Source organism: Paenibacillus favisporus, assembly GCF_040545415.1.
Classification (GTDB): Bacteria; Bacillota; Bacilli; order Paenibacillales; family Paenibacillaceae; genus Paenibacillus_AQ; species Paenibacillus_AQ favisporus.
In genome coordinates this window covers 44,622-63,921 of sequence record NZ_JBEPLV010000010.1, presented here as the reverse complement: position 1 = coordinate 63,921, position 19,300 = coordinate 44,622, and the positions used below count along the sequence as shown (strand labels likewise).

Sequence of the window (19,300 nt, the reverse complement as noted above, 5' to 3'; positions counted from 1 at the left end):
TGAAAGGCATGTATACTTAATCTATTGACATCTTATGAAAAATGTATGATAATGATTATCAGATAATAATTATTTTAAATTAAATGATAAATAGATCCCGGACGAACCCGCTAAGGGACGATGCCCGGGAACGGGAAGCTTGGAGGGAGATCCTATGTATAAATCCGTAATTATCGGGACAGGACCTGCCGGATTGACGGCAGCGATTTATTTGGCACGGGCCAATATGAGTCCGCTGATTATTGAAGGGCCGCAGCCTGGGGGTCAGCTTACAACGACAACGGAAGTTGAGAACTTTCCGGGATTCCCTGAAGGCGTGATGGGACCGGAACTGATGGATAATATGCGCAAGCAGGCGGAGCGTTTCGGCGCTGAATTCCGCACGGGCTGGGTGAACAACGTAGAACTGGGTGCACGTCCGTTCAAGCTTGACGTGGAAGGCATCGGCCAGATCGAAACCGAGACGCTGATCCTTTCCACTGGTGCTACCGCCAAATACCTGGGCATTCCCGGGGAGCAGGAGAATGTCGGACGTGGCGTAAGTACCTGCGCGACCTGCGACGGATTTTTCTTTCGCGGTAAAGAAATTATCGTGGTCGGCGGCGGCGACTCCGCGCTTGAAGAAGCCGGCTTCCTGACACGCTTTGCGTCCAAAGTGACGCTGGTACACCGCCGTACTGAGCTGCGCGGCTCCAAGATCATGCAGGACCGCGTGCGTGCCAACGAGAAGGTGGAATGGGCACTTAACCGTACTCCGCTCGAAGTTGTGGCTGACGAGCGCGGCGTGAAAGGCCTCAAAGTACTGAACAACGAGACAGGTGAAGAGGAACTGATCGAAGCAAGCGGTGTGTTCGTTGCCATCGGTCATCACCCGAATACCGGATTTTTGGGCGGCCAAATTACGCTCGACGAGAATGGCTACATCGTTGTTCAGCCGGGAACGACCGAAACGAACATCCCTGGCGTCTTCGCCTGCGGCGACGTTCAGGACACCCGCTACAGACAGGCCATTACGGCAGCCGGCAGCGGATGTATGGCAGCAATCGATTGCGAGAAGTATATTGAAAGTCTGGAGCACAGCGCAGTCGCTCTGTAATGGATGCATGATTGGGACCGATCAGGCCGGCGCAAGAGCCTGTTGACATACACGACATTTTCACAATATGAGGTGACCTAAAGCGATGGATAAAGTGATTGTATATACCAGCACCAACTGCCCGCACTGCCGTCAGGTGAAAGGATACCTGGCCGACAAGGGCATCGAGTTCGAAGAACGTAACATCGAGCAAAACGATGAGTATGCACAGCAGGTCTGGGACATGGGCGTTCGCGCCGTTCCTTTGACCGTCATTGGCGAGAACCGCGTGCTGGGTATGAACACGACTCAGTTCGAGAAGTTTTTGAATCAACAATAATCTGTCCGTACTATATAGAATGAACTAAAGAAATCAAAGTTATATGTCATATTGGACTGTTATAACAGGGAATTTAATGCAATACTTTAGTTCAATCTATCTATAACCGCTAAATTAGAGGTCGTCCCCTGGAGCAGAGATGCTGCCGTCGGGGCGGCCTTTTTTTCGTAGGCGCAAAAAATAAGGGATGACCGCCAATGGCCGCGATCCGGGCCGCACTGGGGTATCCCTAGGCTTTTTTACATTTTAAAAACGCTGTCAAAAGAACAGCTTCCCGACCAGCTGCAGCACGAAGTAGATGATAATGCCCGTAGCGATGAGCGTGAATCCGGCCTTGGGACGGCCCTGAAAAAAACGCAGAATGGCCAGGCTGAACAGCGGGGCGATAATCAGCAGAAACAGCAGCACGGTCACGAATACCTCGACCGATATATTGGAAATATCCACGTAAGTCACGGACAATCTCTCCATTCCTAAGGTAAAATCATCAGGATTACCAACGTCCACAAACAATCATTTCTATACAACATTCCTATTATATACGAAACCCGCCCTGCATTTCCGTAGATTCGGGGGAAAAATACGTCGATTTTTCGTCAAATCCTGTGCAAAGGACGAAAAAAACGGAAGTATGAGAGATCCTGCCGAATTGACATGTCCGGGAAGGAAAACGCCTGTAAAGTCCGAATATACTTAGAAAAATAGATTCGGAAGGAATGAAACACATGCATACATCACAGGTACTGCAAGAACTGCTGTCCGCCAGAATGGTTGCGATCGTCCGGGGGATCACCCGGGATCAGGCCAGGACGGCAGGTGAGGGACTGATCGCCGGAGGCGTCCGGCTCATGGAAGTCACGCTCAATACCGATGGGGCGCTGCACATGATCGAAGGATGGCGCTCGGCATACGACGGACGAGCCTATGTAGGCGCCGGAACCGTATTGAACCTGGCCATGGCCAAGGAGGCGGTTCAGGCTGGAGCGCAGTTTCTGATCTCGCCCAATGTCGATCAAGCCGTCATTTCCTTTGCTTTGGAGCAGGGCATCGACGTATGGCCTGGCGCCATGACGCCGACAGAGGTTGTGGCCGCTTATGAGGCCGGTGCCAGCGCAGTGAAGCTGTTCCCGATGGGCAGCCTCGGAATTGGCTATTTGAAAGAGATCCGTGCGCCGCTGAATCATATACCCCTGATGGCTACAGGCGGGGTGACGATCGGCAATATTGCCGATTATTTCGAAGCAGGGGCGTGCGCGGTCGGGATCGGCAGCTCGCTGCTGCCGAAGGCGGAGCTGGAGTCGGGAAATGTCGAGGCCGTCCGGGAACGGACTGCGGCATTTGTGCAGGCGGCTGCCCGAACAGAAACGGACAAGTAATGGAGCGGCAAGAGGTGCTTTAAGCCAGCAGGAGGCAGCAGGGGGCAGCAGGTGTGCTGCATGGAATCGTTCGTTAGCCGGTCACAAGCCGCCGCAGCCGTTCGCAAAACAGCATAGAAGCGGTTGTGTCATAACTTGCCCATAGCTGGAATAGAGTCATTTGGAAGGGCCATTTTCATGTACGGGTGGGCTCGTTCGGCCATGGGATGACAAAAGCGGCAAAGGTGTGGACCGGCATGATGGTCAGGAAGGGAGGGGGCCATATGATTGTAAAGCGCTTCTCGCTCGTCTCGGTGCTGCTCTTTGGAACGGTGGTTGCCGCCGCCGTTTCCCCGAGCATTGATTGGCAAAGGGTATATGCGGCCGCGACCTCACCGGCGAATGTGGTCACCACTGTGGACGGGATTCAGGCGAAGCTGTTGGCCGCCATGAATCAGCGCCTGGAGAAGATTCAGTTTGTGTACCAGGGCAAGACGTCAGCCCTCAAGAGCCAGCTGAAGAGCGCCCTCGAACAGGCGCTGGAGAGCGATCCCTACATCAATTACACGATCGAAAGCTATGGCTACTCCTACAGCGGCAGCTCGAAATCGGCAACGGTGAGTGTGCAGCTCCGCTACCGGGAAACGGCCGCGCAGACGGCTTACGTCGACCAGCGGGTGAAGGCGGTACTCGGCAGCCTGATCCGGCCTGGCATGAACGACCATGAGAAGATCAAGGCGATCCATGACTGGGTGATACTCCATTTGAAATACGATATGACCCTTCAGAAATACACCGCTTATGATGGACTCAGCTCGGGCAGCACGGTCTGCCAGGGGTATTCGCTGCTGACGTACAAGATGCTGAAGGAAGCCGGAATTCCGAATAAAATTGTGGAAGGCACCGCCGCTCCGAGGGATACGGGCGTGAGTCAGCTGCATGCCTGGAATCTGGTGCTTCTTGACGGCAAATGGTACCACTTGGACACGACCTGGGATGATCCCGCTCCGGACAAGGCCGGCGAGGTCGGTACGGGCTATTACCTGCGCACGGACGCGCAGATGAGGAAGGACCATGCATGGACCAAAACCTATCCTGCTGCAGTGACCTTGTATCGCGACACGCTGTCCGGCCTGATCCGGCAGGGAGGAAGCCATCTGGCGTTTTACCAGAAGCTGCAGGAACAGCTCGAATACCAGTTGTATGATCCGGCGCAGATCGTATCGACATCCGCCCAGCTCAGCGCCAGGGCCAAACCGGTAGTCGCCGCGGGAGGGAACTCGCTGCTCTTCCGGTTCCACGGGAACAAGGAGCAGCTGCTCGGCGCCCTGCAGGATTTGTACCGGCTTGGGGTGAGCTCGATCTCATACACGCAAAGCCCGCTGGATGAGACGGAGGATTTGAGAATTTACGTCACTTGGAAATAGGCAAAGCTTGTATTGGCGGGCAAAGGTCGCCGGAATGCAGAAAGCCCCCTCACTGCGAAGCCCAGGAGCTTGGCAGGAGGGGGCTTTTTGGTGTTTGGCGAAAGCCATCAGCACATAAAAAAAGGAGACTCACATGTTCATCTGTGAGTCTCCTTTTTAACGTTACCGCGGATCGTGGGTGGTCAGGTCGCACTGCTCCAGCGGGGTCAGTTTGGTTTTCTTTTTCCACTTGTAGCCGAACCAAACGGCCAGGAACAGCGGAATGCTGACGTACGTCACGAGAATGCCGTACCAGTCGATTTTACTGCCGGTAAACGCTCCGGTGTTCTGTCCCAAGATCGCGATGATGCACAGGATAAAGGCGAAGATCGGTCCGAACGGGAACCAGCGCGCCCGGTAGGGCAGCTCGTCCAGAGAATGTCCCTGGGCGAGGAAAGCCCGCCGGAAACGGTAGTGGCAGACGGCGATGCCGAGCCAGTTGATAAAGCCGCACATGCCGGAGGCGTTCAGCAGCCAGTTGTACACGACCCCGTCGCCGAACAGGGAGGCCAGAAACGCCAGCATACCGATCGCCGTGGTGATCAGGAGCGCGTACACGGGAACGCCGCGGCTGTTCAGCCGGCTCAAAAATTTGGGTGCCAGGCCGTCCTTGGCCATGGCGTACAGCACGCGGGTGGAGGCATACATGCCGGAGTTGCCCGCCGACAGCACGGAGCTCAGAATGACCGCGTTCATGACGGACGCCGCAAAAGCCAGACCCGCCTTTTGGAATACCAGCGTGAACGGGCTGACGCCGATATTGTTCAGATCGGTCTTCAGCAGGTTCGGATTCGTATAAGGAATCAGGAAGCCGATGACGATGATCGCCAAAATGTAGAAGATCAGGATCCGCCAAAATACCTGCTTGATGGCGCGCGGCACGTTTTGGCGAGGATTTTCGCTCTCCCCTGCGGCCACCCCGATCAGCTCGGTTCCTTGGAATGAAAAGCCCGCCGCCATAAAGACGCCGACGAAAGCAAAGAATCCGCCATGGAAGGAGCTGCCTCCCAGGTTGAAGTTCTCGAAGCCGACCGGCTTGCCCCCCATGATCCCGAAGATCATCAGAATGCCGACAATCAGGAAAATAATGACGACCGCGATTTTAATAATGGCAAACCAGTATTCGGATTCGCCGTAACCCTTGGCTGATAGAATATTGAGGGCAAACATAATGGCTAGAAACAGCAGACTCCACAAAAAGGAGGGAGAGTCCGGAAACCAATATTTGATAATGACCGTCGCCGCGGACAGCTCGGCCGCGATCGTGATCGCCCAGTTGTACCAGAAGTTCCAGCCGACGGCAAATCCGAAGGCCGGGCTGACGAAGCGGGTGCCGTAGGTGCTGAACGAGCCGGAATCCGGCATGTAGGTAGCCATTTCCCCCAGGCTTGTCATCAGAAAATAAACCATGATGCCGACGGCGGCATAGGCCAGAATCGCTCCGCCCGGTCCGGAGGAGGAGATGGCGCTGCCGCTTGCCAGAAAGAGCCCGGTGCCGATAGAGCCGCCGAGGGCGATCATCGTCATGTGCCGGGATTTCAGGCTCTGTTTGAGTGCCGTTGCCGGTGTTTTTAAACGCATAAAAAGAAATCATCCCTTCAAATATGAATATGACTTCATGGAGTGGAAGGGGAACAACCAAAAGGGACCCCAGGTATGAAGTACCCGCGGTCCCGATAAATGACGCTATGGCTTCCGCACCCGTGCTTCCATGAAAGATAGCTCATCACGGCGCCTTGATCTTCCTGAGGAAGGAACGCCGCGACAGTTCTGTCCCTTTCGGAGAACAGACCCAGCATGCCAACCGCAGAGCGGGTTTGCACACTTCGGCGGAAGGCGCCCTTCACTGTCCGTCACCGGCGGCTCTTACGCCTCGGAACAGCTACTCATCGCTTCCGCAACCTCTACCTCACCTTTGGACGGATGAGGTTATCTTTTACATATTTCCTTGTATTGATGTATTGAACACGTAACATAGTAACGTATTACGCCGGGAAAAGGCAATGGTTATTGCTGGAACTCCGGAAGAGCCGCTTCCTGCAGCTTTCAGGAGCGGCTCCGCTTGGCCATCTGCTGCCATACGGTGCCTGCCGCCTGCTCGCCGGATTCGATGCGTTCCAAGGCCATCCGCGCCTGGAGACTTACTTCGAACTCGGGGTCGTTCACCGCTTCCTCCAGGGCATCGCGCGCTTCTTCCGTCCCCACTTCGTACAGGAAGCGGGCGGCACGCCAGCGGACGATCTTGCTGCTGTCCTTCAGCGTCGCCTGCATCGCCGGCGTGGCCGCCGGGTCGCCGATGTCGGACAGCGTGTCGCCCGCCGTCCGGCGGACAGTCGGCGAACTGTCCTTCAGCGCCTCGTACAGCAGCTCCATCGCTTCCGGCGTGCGCAGATCGCCGAGGTAGACGACCGCCAGGCGGCGGGTCTGCATCTTCTCGTCATGCAGCGCCTGACGGATGATCGGCAGCCGCTCCTCGGTCGGCTGCATGCCGTCCAGGGCGGCGTAGCGAACCTTCCAGTCGGCGCTCTGCATCGCCTCGGCGAGCTCGGCGTCGCTCAGCTCGCGGCGCTCCTCTTCAAACTCGCTCTCGCTGGCGCCATGGGCGATCGCCTGCTCGATGACCTGCTTCAGCCGATCCTCGGGAAACGCCGCTTCAAGCTCCTGCTCGACCTCACCGGCGATATCCTCCAGCTCCCCGTAGCGGACGCCGTAATCCTTCAATTTGCGCTCCTTGATCATCGTCGCCGCGGTGACTTCCATTACGGCTTTCGTGAAGCGGTCGGACAGCGCCCGGCGAACCTCTTGAGTGCCGGACTTGACGCGGATCTGCATCGGGATGCCCCGGAAAAACTGCACGAACACTTCCGCCTCGCCATAGTGGCTGCCGGCTTCCGCGTCTTCTTCCGTGAACTGGCTTGTCAGGCCCTCCTGGCCGAACCGCTCCTGCACTTCGCCAAGGATGGCGGACCAGTCCGCGCTGCCCTGGCGTTCCAAGGCAACAAAGTCAAGGGTATGAAACACGCTCTTGACCCCTTGGATATGCAGCATCTCCCGGATCCATGCCGGGGCGGAGCGTTCATTGTCAAGCGTATATGTTTTGCGGATACCGGGCTCCAGACTCTCATCCAGGTGCAGCTTCATAGAGTTCGGGCTCGGCGTTGGCTCGATAAATTTGATCTTCACAGATAAAGACCTCCTTCTTCTTCAATACTTTTACTATTGAAAAAAATGATACAACTCATTCCTATATAGATGAAACCACCATCTTAACTACAGTTTACCTCACTTTGCCCCCAAACATAAACCTTTTGCCGCGGATAGAAAACGGATGGAAAGACGACAATGACTAAGAGGTTACCAAGCTGCATAGAAGGAGCTGTACTGCCGCGTGATATTCACCATTTATTTCGCGCCGATGCTGATTGTCGTCGTGACGATGATGCTTTTGGCGCTGTACGTCATTCATTACTCCGACCTGCATGACGAATAATTCATAGACTTAGCGGTAAGCAAGCTTGGGAAAGAGGGATGCATTCGAGCGTCAGCGCTAGTGGTACACAGGGTTTCGGATCGGGTAAAATGGAATAAACAGCGATTACACCCGGGAAGGAGGGGGACTATTGCCGAAGATCCGTTACAATAACATGGATAATGTCAGTACGGATAAAACGTTGAAGCAGTTCAGACAGTGGCGCCAGGAGCGGCGGCAGAAGAAAAAAGACTACAGCTTCCAAATCCCGAATATGCCGCCGGATCTGGAGTATCTGCACGGCAACCGGCAGGATACGTCGATTACCTGGATCGGCCACTCCACTTTTTTCATCCAGTATGAGGGCCTCAACATTATGACGGACCCGGTCTGGGCCAAAAGAATGGGTTTTGAGCGGCGCCTCGGTGCGCCCGGCCTCCTGATCGATGATGTGCCGCCGGTGGACATCATTCTCATATCGCACTCCCACTATGACCATATGCACATGGCTTCCATCCGGAAGCTGTACCGGGCGGGCACGATACTGATCGTTCCGGTCGGCCTCCGCGCGAAGATGATCCGCAAAGGGTTCCACAATTGCCGGGAGCTGAAGTGGTGGGAGCATGTAGTCATCGGCCAGGTGAAGATCAGCTTCGTCCCGACGCAGCACTGGACACGCCGCACGCCGTTTGACACCAACACCTCGCACTGGGGCGGCTTTGTGCTGGAGCCGCATGAGACAGAGGAAGCCGGTAACGCCGAAGCGGAAGACGGCACCAGGATGCTGCCGCCCAATGTCTATTTTGCGGGGGACAGCGGGTATTTTGCCGGCTTCCAAGAGATTGGCCGGCGCTTCAATCTGCACGTGGCGCTGATGCCGATCGGGGCGTATGAGCCCGAGTGGTTTATGACGTCGCAGCACGTCAATCCCGAAGAGGCGCTGCAGGCTTTTCTGGATGTGGGGGCCGATATGATGATCCCGATGCATTACGGTACGTTCCGTCTGGCCGACGATACGGCCAGGGAGGCACTGGACCGGATGGAGGCGGAACGGATCCGGCTCGGTCTGAGTGAGGAGCGGATTAAAGTGATGCATTACGGGGAGACGCTGACGATCCACCCGGAGCGGAGGTAGTTCCGGATAACGAACAGGAATCGGATACGTCGATAGATCCATACGAAACACCGGAAAGGCCGCCGGGCGGCTTCTTTCCGGTGTTTTTGCATGGACCCTTACACCATGGTGAATTCGAGCGGTTTGGACAACGTTTGGTATACCGGGCACTCCCTTACTAAGCGGAGGACCTTTTGCTTCGACGCTTCTTCCAGCTCGCCGGAGATGTCGATGCGGTAATGAAATGCCGTCGCTTCTTCCCTGCGCTGCAATTCGACCGTCACCCGGACTTCTTCATAGGGCAGGTTCAGCCGCTCCAATACCATCCGTGCCGTGATATTCAGGCAAGCCGCATAGCCGGCCTCAATCAGGTCATGTGGGCGGAAATGCTTGCCGCTGCCGCCTTTTTCGGGGCTGACATCGGCCTGAATGGCCACCGTACCATTACAGAGCTCCGTCATATAGAGCTCGCTTCCGTTGGTTGACGTTACCAAGGGCATTCACCTCCCATGTGGAAATGGTCCCCATCCTTCCATTTTGGGGTCCTTTTGATTATCTCTTAGCGCTAGCGGGAATAGAAATAGATAAAAACGATTATATTGATAGAGATAGGCAATGATAGGACAAACGTCCGGGTAGGGGAATGAATACCCGGGCTCGGCCGAATCCGCGGGCTATACTTTGTTCCTTCTATTATGAAATGGGCTTCGAACGCACGTTGATTTATGCTATAATGTGCTGAAGCCTACTAGCGAAAGGAATGGTAATACTTCATGATCAGTACAAGCGGCGTGACACTCCGTTACGGAAAACGCGCACTTTTTGAAGATGTAAATATAAAATTTACGCCAGGCAACTGCTACGGTTTGATCGGCGCCAACGGAGCCGGCAAATCGACGTTCCTCAAGATCCTCTCCGGCGAAATCGAGCCGAACCAGGGCGAGGTTCACATGACACCGGGCGAACGCCTTGCGGTGCTGAAGCAGAACCATTTTGAATACGACGAGTATCCGGTTTTGGAAACCGTCATCATGGGTCACAGCCGTCTGTATACCATTATGAAGGAAAAGGATGCGCTGTATGCGAAAGCTGACTTTTCCGAGGAGGACGGACTTCGTGCGGGTGAGCTTGAAGGCGAATTCGCCGAACTGAACGGATGGGACGCCGAGCCTGACGCGGCCGCGCTCCTGATCGGCCTCGGCATTCCGCGCGAGCTGCATGACAAGAAAATGGTGGAGCTCTCCGGCAACGAGAAGGTCCGCGTCCTGCTGGCACAGGCGCTGTTCGGCCGTCCGAACAATTTGCTGCTCGACGAGCCTACCAACCACTTGGACCTCGAATCGATTCAGTGGCTCGAGAACTTCCTGATGGACTACGAAGGCACTGTCATCGTCGTATCCCACGACCGTCACTTCCTGAACAAGGTATGTACGCATATCGCGGATATCGACTTCGGCAAAATCCAGCTGTACGTGGGTAACTATGACTTCTGGTACGAATCCAGTAAATTGGCGCTGGAGCTCCAGCGCGAGTCCAACAAGAAGAAGGAAGAGAAAATCAAGGAGCTGCAGGCATTTATTCAGCGGTTCTCCGCGAATGCTTCCAAATCCAAGCAGGCGACTTCCCGGAAGAAGCAGCTGGATAAAATTACGCTGGACGATATCCGGCCTTCCAACCGGAAATATCCGTTCCTTCATTTCAAGCCGGAGCGTGAAGCAGGCAAGCAATTGCTGACGGTAGACCGCCTCACGAAGACGGTTGAAGGCGAGAAGGTACTGGATGAGCTGAGCTTCGTCGTAAACAAAGGCGACAAGATCGCTTTTGTCGGCCCGAACGGACTGCCGAAATCGATGCTGTTCGAAGTGCTGATGGGCAAGGCGGAGCCGGACGCGGGCGAGTTCTCCTGGGGCGTTACGACGACACAGGCGTACTTCCCGAAAGACAACTCCGAATATTTTGACGGGGTGGACCTCAACCTGGTGGAATGGCTTCGCCAATTCTCCAAGGATCAGGACGAGACGTTCCTGCGCGGTTTCCTGGGCCGGATGCTGTTCTCCGGCGAAGAAGCACTGAAGAAGGCGAGCGTTCTCTCCGGGGGAGAGAAGGTGCGCTGTATGCTGGCCAAGATGATGCTGAACGGCGCGAACGTGCTGCTCCTCGACGAGCCGACGAACCACTTGGACCTCGAGTCCATCACCGCGCTGAACAACGGGCTGATCGACTTCGACGGAACGATCCTGTTCACGTCGCATGACCATCAGTTCATTCAGACGATCGCCAACCGGATCATCGAAATTACGCCGAACGGCATCATTGACAAAGTCATGACATACGACGAGTATCTGGAAAACGATGAAATCAAGGCGCTGCGCGAGCAGATGTATCCGCAGGAAGTTTAACACTTCAAGCGATGAAAAAAAGCTGCCATTCCCTTAAGCGGGGGTGGCAGCTTTTTTGTGTTGTCCGTAAAGCTCGTGGCTTGTTTAGGACCCGCCAGTGCGGCGGCGCTGATTGTTGGGCTTTTTCGTGTTTTGGCTCTTCATCGCATGCGGGGCATTGCTTTGGAAGCCGCCGGGCTTGCCGCCCTTGTTTTGCTGCTTCTTCTGCTCCAGCTTCGCGCGGATGGCGTCGGCCAAATTGACCTTTTTGGCGTCCTGATTATCCGTCATGGGTAGGGTTCCTCCCTTTGGGGTTGTGTCCTTATTCTAGCTGTTTTTGCGGCTCCCCACAAGAGATGGGAGAGACAAAACCTCTTGAACATAAGCAACTATGTTTCTCTAGACCCACACGACTTTCGTTTGCTAGGATAAAAAAGTGCCTTTGGGCATGAAACGGTGAAAAGGGGCCAACGAACTTGGATCATATCTATGAAGATATCCGAAAAGGGGAACGCGGCGCCTGGATCAGCATTGCGGCGTATTTGATCCTCTCCGCGGGCAAGCTGGTCGGCGGTTACTTCTTTGCGTCCAGCGCCCTGCTTGCAGACGGGTTTAACAATCTGACCGATATCGTGGCATCGGCTGCCGTGCTGATCGGCCTGCGGATATCGCAGAAACCGCCGGACTCAGACCACCCGTACGGTCATTTTCGCGCGGAGACGGTGGCATCGCTGATCGCTTCGTTTATTATGGGCATAGTCGGTATTCAGGTGCTGGTGGAGGCGGTCAAATCCCTGTTTATGGGCAAAGAAGCCTCGCCGGATTTATGGTCGGCCGGTGTGGCGGCTGTCTGCGCTGTATGCATGCTGTTCGTCTATTTATATAATAGAAAGCTGGCCAAGGAGATTAAGAGCCAGGCCTTGATGGCGGCCGCCAAAGACAATCTGTCCGACGCGCTGGTCAGTATCGGGGCGGCGGTCGGGATTGTCGGGGCACAGTTCGGCCTGCCATGGCTGGATGTGGTGGCGGCGTTTGCCGTAGGTCTGCTGATCTGCAAGACGGCCTGGGATATTTTCCGCGATTCCACCTACCGCTTGACTGACGGGTTCGATCAGGAGGAACTCCGCGATCTGCGGGGCACCATTGCCAAAACACCCGGCGTTGAAGGCATCAACGATGTGAAGGCCAGGGTTCACGGCAATCATGTCCTGGTCGATGTCGTCATTGTGGTTGACCCCACCCTCAGCCTGATCGAAGGGCATGCCATCAGCGATAAGATCGAAGAGCGGATGAAGAGGATTCATAATATTATGAACGTCCACGTCCACGTGGAGCCTCGGGAGAAAAGCTTGTGAAGGCCGGTTCCTGTGAAAAGCTCCCGTGTTCTTGATAAGCTTCGGTGAACAGCCACAGTGCATAAGCATTGTGGCTGTTTTTGCGTCCGCCCGCTGCCTTTCCGAAAAATTGTCTCAGCTATGGGTCTGACGAAGCGTGAAAATAAAAATTGGAAAACGGTTCCAACGTAGCAGGTAATTATGAGGTTTGTGGGATATCCAGTTGGAGAAATTCGATGAATAATGACATAGATGGAGGGATTTTACAAATTCCTGCGTCAAATCATGCTTACGATGGAAAGGGGTAAGGCTGTGAACAGAACGTTTTGGCGATTGTGGACTGCTTGCACTGCCGGATTGCTGGTAATGGTTGGGATGTGGCCCGGATTCAGCCTTGCGGCTGCCGAACCGACGCGGTCGGCGATTGAATGGTCCAGGGATTACGGAAGCTATTCCGGCGGGGAGGGGGTCATCCCTACGTCAGACGGTGGCTATCTAGCCCTGGGCGATATCTATGACTCATTTCAAAAGGCCTATATCGTAAAGCTGGATGGAGAAGGGCAGGTGGAATGGGAGCAGAAGCTGGCTTATTATGACTGGGGGTCCAGTACGGCATACCGGGCTATTGAGACCAAGGACGGGGGTTACCTCATCGTGGGGAACACGGGTGAAGAGTTCGAGCCGATTCGGCAGCTGTTCCTGATCAGGCTGGATGCATCGGGGAATGTGGTGTGGCAGAAGGTCTTGGATGCACAGGGGTATGATCAAAACCCGAAAGCCATCGTCGAGACGGAGGATGGCAGCTTTCTGATCGCCGGAAGCGGGATCGTCCACTGGGTTGCTTATGACAGAGCTTATATCGCCAAGATCGATCAAAATGGGAATACGCTGTGGTACAATCAGTACAATTTTTCGGGAAGCGACTATTTAACCGATCTGATTCCCGCAAGCGACGGGGGTTACATCGCTGTCGGCCATGCGGGTATGGTGGATTATGAATCGAGAGAACATGATGCGATGCTGGTGATGAAGATCGATGATCAAGGCAAAGAGGTGTGGTCAAAGCAATCGGTCGAGCCGCGCAGCGGCTGGACTGCCTACTCGGTCATTCCGGCCGAGGACGGAGGCTATATGATCTTGAGCCGTAAATCCGTTAACGGTAACGGCGTACCGGTACTTACCAAGACGGATCTGACCGGACAGGTGCAATGGGAGAAAACATATCCGGATGGTGCCAATTCTCAGAATTTCAATCGTCTGGTCCGGACGGAAGAGGGCTACGCGATGCTGGGGGAACATGTTACATACTTGGACTGGAGCTCAGAGTGGAAGCATCAGTATAGCGTGTTAAGCGTTGATCGGAACGGAGAGTTGATCAGCAGGGAATTGTTCAAGGGGCCTCCGATCTACAGGGTCGGTACCGCATCGGGAACGCCGGACGGAGGTTATATTTTCCCGGGAACCGTTCAGCGGGGGGATGGAGGAAAATTCCAGCTGATGAAGCTCACGCCGCCGGCGGATCAGCCGCCTGCTGAGCGAACGATGACAGGCATCGCATTTATGGAAAAGGAAAAGAGATTGAAAACAGGTTCCGGCGTCTCCACTGTGCTGCAAGCTGTATATGACGACGGAACCCGAAGCGATTTGTCCAACGCCGCGGTCTACGTTTCCGGGGACGCTGCGATTGCCGAAGTCGACGCATTGGGCCGGCTCACGGGAAAGGAGCCGGGGAACACCTATGTGGAAGCATCTTACGAGGGCTATACCGCCAGATTGAACGTGACTGTGCTGCCGGAAGATACGGGGGAGTATGATCCCCTGAACGGCTATCTCGAGCTGGATTCGTCCCAATACTCGCTTTCGGAAGGTTCAACGCTGGATATCAAGGTTTTTTTGCATGACTATTTGACAAAGACGAGATCGGATATTACCAAGCAGGTTCAATTCAGCAGCAGTCATCCGGAAGTCGCTGAGGTGGACGGGGAAGGAAATCTGATCGGTCATAAGCCGGGCTTGACCCAGATCTCTGCTCAATATAGGGCAGGCATAACGATGGCCTCTGTCCAGGTCGTCCGCGCTGCTGCTCCAATCGGAAATGACCTTCCGGATCAAGGCGGGACGGATAGCGGGAAGGATCTGGAGAATTCAGTAGAGGAATAATCGTGTAAAGTTTCGTCTGGTGGAAACATGGATGAACAAGGCTGGTCTGAGCAGGGCCGGCTTTGTTCTACTATTTGGGCGCTGCAGGCATTTCCTTAATGTTCCCTGATTTCCAGGGACCAGGCGTATTTAAGACCATAGACCTGTTTTATACCAACATTTGGAGTGTTTATTTGTGTAAAAAGGGCCATGCGGTTTCTCGATCCTCCTGCCTATAATGAGAGCAAGCGCTAAGCAGGCCGGCGTTCCCCGGTTTCTACAAGCGACTCAGACATCTCAAGGAGGAATGAAATGATTAACATCAAGAAAAGCTTACTCGGATGCCTGCTATTATCCGCTGCCATTTCTGCAGCCGTCATCATCCCGACCGGACATGAGGCTCAAGCGGCGTCGGCATCCAGCCAGGTTCAGGCACAGGGCCAGGTCGGCGTTATCCAGGCCTCGGTGAATCTTCGGGACAAGCCTTCCCTGTCCAGCAACGTGCTCGGTTATGTGAAAAAAGGAGAGACCGTGCAGATTTTGGAGAAAAGCACGGCTTATTATTATAAAGTGAAAACTTCGTCGGGCAAGGTTGGCTACGTCAGCACCCGCGAAAAATACATAGCCGTTAAGGGCACTGGTTCGGCATCCCAGCCAAGTACCGGATCCTCTGAAGCGGCACCACCCGTCTCCGCGGAAAATACGAATGCCATGATCGAAAAGGTGATCCAGACCGGCATGAAGTATCTGGGAACCCCTTACGAGTTTGGTTCCAACCGGAATACGACGACCACGTTCGACTGTTCGGATTTTACCCGCCAAATCTTCAAAGAGGCTGCAGGCGTTGTGCTTCCGGCAGATTCCAGACAGCAGGGCTCCTGGGTGAAGGAACACAGCGGAGCCGTATACAGCACGGACCAGCTGAAGCGGGGAGATCTCGTGTTCTTTATGAGTTACCGCGGATCCAGCGCTTCCGCCTATCAAGGCGTTGATAAGTCCAGCCAGCGGATTACCCATGTAGCGGTGTATCTGGGCGACGGCAAACTGCTGCATACCTACTCCAATCAGGCTGGCGGCGTTACGGTATCGGATTTCAGCAACTCTTGGAAGCTGAGATTTCTGTACGGTGGCAGCGTTCTGAAATAAAGGCCGCGTAAATGCAAAGGACCGGAGAATTCTCCGGTCCTTTGTCGTCCCCCGCAAAGGCTTCGCTGTACGGGAGGTTTGATGATATTCTATGTAGAAGGAACTAAATGACGCTGACACCCGTTAGTAAAACCCTTAGTTCTTTCTAGTACTGGCATGTTGCTTTTTGGATGTCTTATTTTACGAGAATCCAGGCCGTTCCGAGCCACGTGTAAACTTCCACCCACTCACCGAGGAGCGATCCAACGCGGTTGCCTGTAGTGTCCACCACTTGCGGGGCCAGGACGCTTGCGACTTTACCGCCGGGCTCAAAGTAAAACGGTGTATTTACCGTCAGGATGAGAGGCACCGTAGGCGTTGTTACTTCTTCTCCTGCCGAAATGATCGGCTCAGGTACCAGCTTGGTAGGTTCAGCAACCGTTTCCGACGAGCCTGTGACCGAAGTCGTGGTGGACGGAGTGCTGTTCGTTGTGGACGTTGTGGATGCGCTGTCCGCGAACGCTGCGGTTCCCATGGAAGCCATTAATCCGAGTGCTGCTGCAATAGTGATGATTTTTTTCATAGACTGTGTTCCTCCTTGGATATAGTATGCTTCTACACTATCCAAATAACCCTCTTACAGACAATTGAACCAAGTTATCTAGTAGATCGTAGAAAAAAAGATTGTTTTAGTTTACCATAAATATGGTAGAAGCGTCAGGGAGGATGGTACCAAAAATCCCGGCTGCCTGCTTTTGAAATAGGCCAAAAATAAAACTTTAGAAATGCGCCGAATGGTGGAGTGAACTTGCTTTTCGGCAGAAAGGGGGCGGACATGCGCCTGGGGAAGTTTTTGTTTCGGTTCATAACAACGATCATCATCGTGGTCATTATCGCCGCCGGCGTGCTGATCTGGTACATCGCTCCGGACCGCAAACTGAATTTGAACTATACGGATCTGAATATCCAGGATAAAGCGATGCAGATGCTGAAGACGAAGAAACCGGAAATTACGCTGAACAACGAGGAATTGAATGAGCTGGCCAAGAAAGAGCTCATCAAGCACATGGGTGATATGCCCCCGCAGGTTACCGTTACCGGAGCCGAGTTCCGGTTCCATGGGCAGGAGGTTACGGCGGATATTAACGGCAAGTGGGAGTTTATCCCTTTTGGTGCTGAGCTGACCTTCACGATGGATGCGGACGGCAGCGTCATTGTGCTGAAGCATGAATCCACGAGGATCAAGTCGATCCGCGTCCCGGCGGAGACCTGGGGGCTAGGCACCCTTTCCGTGCCGCTCAAGGAGCACCTGCCGGACATCCTTAGAGTGGACGATGTTCAGTTCTTGGATGATGGCGTCAAGCTGACGTTCAAGCTGAACTGGCTGGATCTGCCGTCGCTCTTTTAATGAAACAAAAGATTGCGGGCATTAAAAAAACCAAGCGCCTTCTATCCGAAGGACCGCTTGGTTTTTTTGCTCATTCTAACCTTTTTCTTATCTCTTTGGGCTTGTTCGTCTTCTCGTATCAGCTGCCCTTATACCGTTAAGGCGTTCGGCTGCGGCCGGTAAACAGGGAGATGATAAAGAGAACCAGGAAAATGAAGAACAGCACCTTGGCAATCGTAGCCGCCGCAGATACGATTCCGAAGAATCCGAAGATTCCGGCGACGATCGCAATAATTAAGAAGATAATCGACCATTTCAACATCTTGCTCACCTTTCTTTCCTGTAGAGTTTGGGCGATAAATGACCGGACATACGCCGATAAACCAGCGGGTCCCGTTCACCCTCGTAGTCATACTTAACCGGGCCCAAGGGGAATGAAACAAGCCCTGCCTTTGGTAAAAAACGGCGCTGTTTCGTCATTTGGGCGATAGGGTAACTAACGCTTAAGCGAGCCTTACAGGAAGCATGGAAGGCATCTTGAAGAGACAAGAAAGAGAGGTTATGCACATGATTATGTCACTTAGTGTCGCGTTAATCGCGGTCGCTTTTGCGGTCCTGGTCGTTTATCTCATTAAAACGCTGCTAGCCGCGAAAAGTTCGCTCGAGAAGACGACGCAAACGCTGCAGGAGGTTCAGCAGACGATCGACGAACTCAGCTATGAGATCAAGCAAATCGTCCGGCACGCCAACGATATTACGGCGGATGTCGAGCATAAGATGAAACAGATTGATCCGGTCATGAATTCGGTGAAAAACTTGGGTGAAGTGCTCAGCGAGTTAACCCTGGCTGCGAAACAGGCTTCCACAACCTTGATTCACAAGTTCAAGCAGCCTAAACATCAGGTAGACTCCCGTCCGCGGCACATGCTTGCCTCCGCGTCGACGCCGGAAGAGCGCACGATTGAGTCCTATTCGGCTGTATATGAAACGGGAGCAAAGGCCAAGCCTGCGGCTAACGTGGTGAAGTGGATCGACACCGCCGCGACGGTCTGGCAGAGACTGCGCCGGTAGGACCTATGGCTCAGGCTGGATCCATTGACAACAGAAAGGATGAGAATCATGTTGAAAATGATTACGCTGCTGCTTGGAATGCTGTCACCCTTGTCCTTCGTGTCCGCTGCCCAGCCTGACCCGGGCCATACGGCGAATGCCCAGACTGTCCGGCAGGCCGTCCAGCAAACCCCTGATCGCTTTAGCGCGTTTGATACGATGAACGGGGTTTCCCTGAACGATACCAAGCAGGAGGTCCTCGCCCACAAGGGCAAGCCGCTGAAAGTGACGCCCGATCCGTTCACCGGCTGCTCGGCTTACGTCTACCAGGATGCGGCGGTCGTGCTCTGCGACGGCATCGTGGACTACGTCCATGTGGGAGCGGCTGCAGGGAAGATGCAAATCAACGGTTCCTGGATCCCTTTGAGCAAATACCGGGTTGCCGATGCTTTAGGGCAGCCGCAGTTCCGTGCGGAGGATGGTGACGTCTACCTTCGCGGACACCATGCCGTCAAGGTTTACACGGATCCGGAAACGGGAAGGCTCGCGGGAGTCGACTTTTTTGACCAAGCGAGTGAATAACCCGCCGTTTCCTGGAATCGGCGTTTCAACGATACCCGCAGAGGTTAATTAGAACATGTACGGGATCAACAAAGAATAGGAGAGTGAGAACGATGAATTCATCAACCAATACCAAATCATTTGCGAAAGTTGTGGAAAACGGCGTCCAAGCGGTGGAAGAAGTCAATCAGCTGCGCAGCGCGGGTTATGTGTACGATGATATTTTCGTACTGGCCCATGACGGCGACCGGACCGACCGGATTGCGGACACGGCAGGGGCAAGTGAGGTTGGCATTAAAGAAGAAGGCATGTTTGATGCTCTTGCTAATCTGTTCCGTTCACGCGGAGACGAGCTCCGGGCCAAAATCACGTCGCTGGGCTTCACGGAGGCTGAGGCTCAATTTTATGAAAAGGAACTGGATCTGGGCAAGGTGCTGGTGGTTGCCAAAAAGGCATGAGACCGGTATTTCCCGCATACAGATGCATGTCAAAAACATAGATAAGGAA

Annotated in this window: 20 protein-coding genes and 1 riboswitch; of the genes, 13 read left to right on the top strand and 7 right to left on the bottom strand. The window is 54.2% G+C overall.

All coding sequences use genetic code 11. The features are described from left to right. The first annotated feature begins 154 nt into the window (after positions 1–154). Entirely contained in the window at positions 155–1,096 is a 942-nt protein-coding gene (gene trxB / locus ABID47_RS32265; protein WP_145142445.1) for a thioredoxin-disulfide reductase, read from the top strand. 85 nt (positions 1,097–1,181) lie between these two features. Continuing rightward, entirely contained in the window at positions 1,182–1,415 is a 234-nt protein-coding gene (locus ABID47_RS32260) for a glutaredoxin family protein (RefSeq protein WP_089549838.1), read from the top strand. A gap of 258 nt (positions 1,416–1,673) precedes the next feature. Here ABID47_RS32260 and ABID47_RS32255 read toward each other — a convergent pair whose 3' ends face one another. Continuing rightward, on the bottom strand, positions 1,674–1,871 hold the full coding sequence (locus ABID47_RS32255; protein WP_076176143.1) for a hypothetical protein: 198 nt from the start codon (positions 1,869–1,871) through the stop codon (positions 1,674–1,676). Positions 1,872–2,140: 269 nt separating this feature from the next. Between ABID47_RS32255 and ABID47_RS32250 the strand changes: the two genes are divergently transcribed. Continuing rightward, the gene (locus ABID47_RS32250; RefSeq protein ID WP_435530692.1) at positions 2,141–2,791 is read left to right on the top strand and encodes a bifunctional 4-hydroxy-2-oxoglutarate aldolase/2-dehydro-3-deoxy-phosphogluconate aldolase; all 651 of its coding nucleotides are present in this window, start codon (positions 2,141–2,143) and stop codon (positions 2,789–2,791) included. 263 nt (positions 2,792–3,054) lie between these two features. Beyond that, on the top strand, positions 3,055–4,197 hold the full coding sequence (locus ABID47_RS32245; RefSeq protein WP_152400101.1) for a transglutaminase domain-containing protein: 1,143 nt from the start codon (positions 3,055–3,057) through the stop codon (positions 4,195–4,197). 162 nt (positions 4,198–4,359) lie between these two features. On the opposite strand, the gene ABID47_RS32240 is transcribed toward ABID47_RS32245, so the two are convergent. Both ABID47_RS32240 and ABID47_RS32235 read right to left on the bottom strand, forming a co-directional pair. Then, positions 4,360–5,817, bottom strand: coding sequence for an amino acid permease (locus tag ABID47_RS32240; protein ID WP_354503182.1), 1,458 nt, complete (start codon positions 5,815–5,817; stop codon positions 4,360–4,362). 130 nt (positions 5,818–5,947) lie between these two features. Beyond that, positions 5,948–6,151: riboswitch (Lysine riboswitch) on the bottom strand. Between the two features lie 131 nt (positions 6,152–6,282). Further along, positions 6,283–7,419, bottom strand: a complete 1,137-nt coding sequence (locus ABID47_RS32235; RefSeq protein ID WP_076176134.1) for a virulence factor — start codon at positions 7,417–7,419, stop codon at positions 6,283–6,285. Positions 7,420–7,856: 437 nt separating this feature from the next. Here ABID47_RS32235 and ABID47_RS32230 point away from each other — a divergent pair, with 437 nt between their 5' ends. Continuing rightward, positions 7,857–8,840: an MBL fold metallo-hydrolase gene (locus tag ABID47_RS32230; RefSeq protein WP_354503180.1), complete on the top strand. Its 984-nt coding sequence runs from the start codon at positions 7,857–7,859 to the stop codon at positions 8,838–8,840. Between the two features lie 98 nt (positions 8,841–8,938). On the opposite strand, the gene ABID47_RS32225 is transcribed toward ABID47_RS32230, so the two are convergent. After that, entirely contained in the window at positions 8,939–9,313 is a 375-nt protein-coding gene (locus tag ABID47_RS32225) for an OsmC family protein (RefSeq protein ID WP_354503177.1), read from the bottom strand. 279 nt (positions 9,314–9,592) lie between these two features. Between ABID47_RS32225 and ABID47_RS32220 the strand changes: the two genes are divergently transcribed. Further along, positions 9,593–11,218, top strand: a complete 1,626-nt coding sequence (locus ABID47_RS32220) for an ABC-F family ATP-binding cassette domain-containing protein (RefSeq protein ID WP_076176130.1) — start codon at positions 9,593–9,595, stop codon at positions 11,216–11,218. An 84-nt stretch (positions 11,219–11,302) separates the two neighbouring features. On the opposite strand, the gene ABID47_RS32215 is transcribed toward ABID47_RS32220, so the two are convergent. After that, the gene (locus ABID47_RS32215) at positions 11,303–11,488 is read right to left on the bottom strand and encodes a hypothetical protein (RefSeq protein WP_076176128.1); all 186 of its coding nucleotides are present in this window, start codon (positions 11,486–11,488) and stop codon (positions 11,303–11,305) included. Between the two features lie 185 nt (positions 11,489–11,673). Here ABID47_RS32215 and ABID47_RS32210 point away from each other — a divergent pair, with 185 nt between their 5' ends. The 3 genes from ABID47_RS32210 (at position 11,674) to ABID47_RS32200 (ending at position 15,816) form a co-directional block, all read left to right on the top strand. Next, the gene (locus ABID47_RS32210) at positions 11,674–12,552 is read left to right on the top strand and encodes a cation diffusion facilitator family transporter (RefSeq protein WP_116234400.1); all 879 of its coding nucleotides are present in this window, start codon (positions 11,674–11,676) and stop codon (positions 12,550–12,552) included. Positions 12,553–12,843: 291 nt separating this feature from the next. Beyond that, positions 12,844–14,691, top strand: a complete 1,848-nt coding sequence (locus ABID47_RS32205) for a hypothetical protein (RefSeq protein ID WP_354503174.1) — start codon at positions 12,844–12,846, stop codon at positions 14,689–14,691. Positions 14,692–14,982: 291 nt separating this feature from the next. Beyond that, positions 14,983–15,816, top strand: coding sequence for a C40 family peptidase (locus tag ABID47_RS32200; RefSeq protein WP_116234402.1), 834 nt, complete (start codon positions 14,983–14,985; stop codon positions 15,814–15,816). 175 nt (positions 15,817–15,991) lie between these two features. On the opposite strand, the gene ABID47_RS32195 is transcribed toward ABID47_RS32200, so the two are convergent. Continuing rightward, positions 15,992–16,378: a hypothetical protein gene (locus ABID47_RS32195; RefSeq protein WP_251679176.1), complete on the bottom strand. Its 387-nt coding sequence runs from the start codon at positions 16,376–16,378 to the stop codon at positions 15,992–15,994. A 225-nt stretch (positions 16,379–16,603) separates the two neighbouring features. On the opposite strand from ABID47_RS32195, the gene ABID47_RS32190 reads away from it, so the two are divergent. After that, positions 16,604–17,203 carry a hypothetical protein gene (locus ABID47_RS32190; protein WP_354503171.1) on the top strand — a complete coding sequence of 200 codons (600 nt, stop codon included), beginning with the start codon at positions 16,604–16,606 and terminating at the stop codon, positions 17,201–17,203. 136 nt (positions 17,204–17,339) lie between these two features. Here the strand turns inward: ABID47_RS32190 and ABID47_RS32185 are convergent, their stop codons facing one another. After that, complete coding sequence (locus ABID47_RS32185) at positions 17,340–17,504, bottom strand: DUF1328 domain-containing protein (protein ID WP_076176112.1); 165 nt, start codon at positions 17,502–17,504, stop codon at positions 17,340–17,342. Between the two features lie 245 nt (positions 17,505–17,749). Between ABID47_RS32185 and ABID47_RS32180 the strand changes: the two genes are divergently transcribed. From ABID47_RS32180 to ABID47_RS32170, 3 genes are all read left to right on the top strand, one after another. After that, complete coding sequence (locus ABID47_RS32180; protein WP_251679178.1) at positions 17,750–18,253, top strand: DUF948 domain-containing protein; 504 nt, start codon at positions 17,750–17,752, stop codon at positions 18,251–18,253. Positions 18,254–18,301: 48 nt separating this feature from the next. Continuing rightward, on the top strand, positions 18,302–18,814 hold the full coding sequence (locus ABID47_RS32175) for a hypothetical protein (protein WP_145142425.1): 513 nt from the start codon (positions 18,302–18,304) through the stop codon (positions 18,812–18,814). A 92-nt stretch (positions 18,815–18,906) separates the two neighbouring features. Continuing rightward, positions 18,907–19,251, top strand: a complete 345-nt coding sequence (locus ABID47_RS32170; protein WP_076176109.1) for a YflT domain-containing protein — start codon at positions 18,907–18,909, stop codon at positions 19,249–19,251. Positions 19,252–19,300 lie beyond the last annotated feature (49 nt).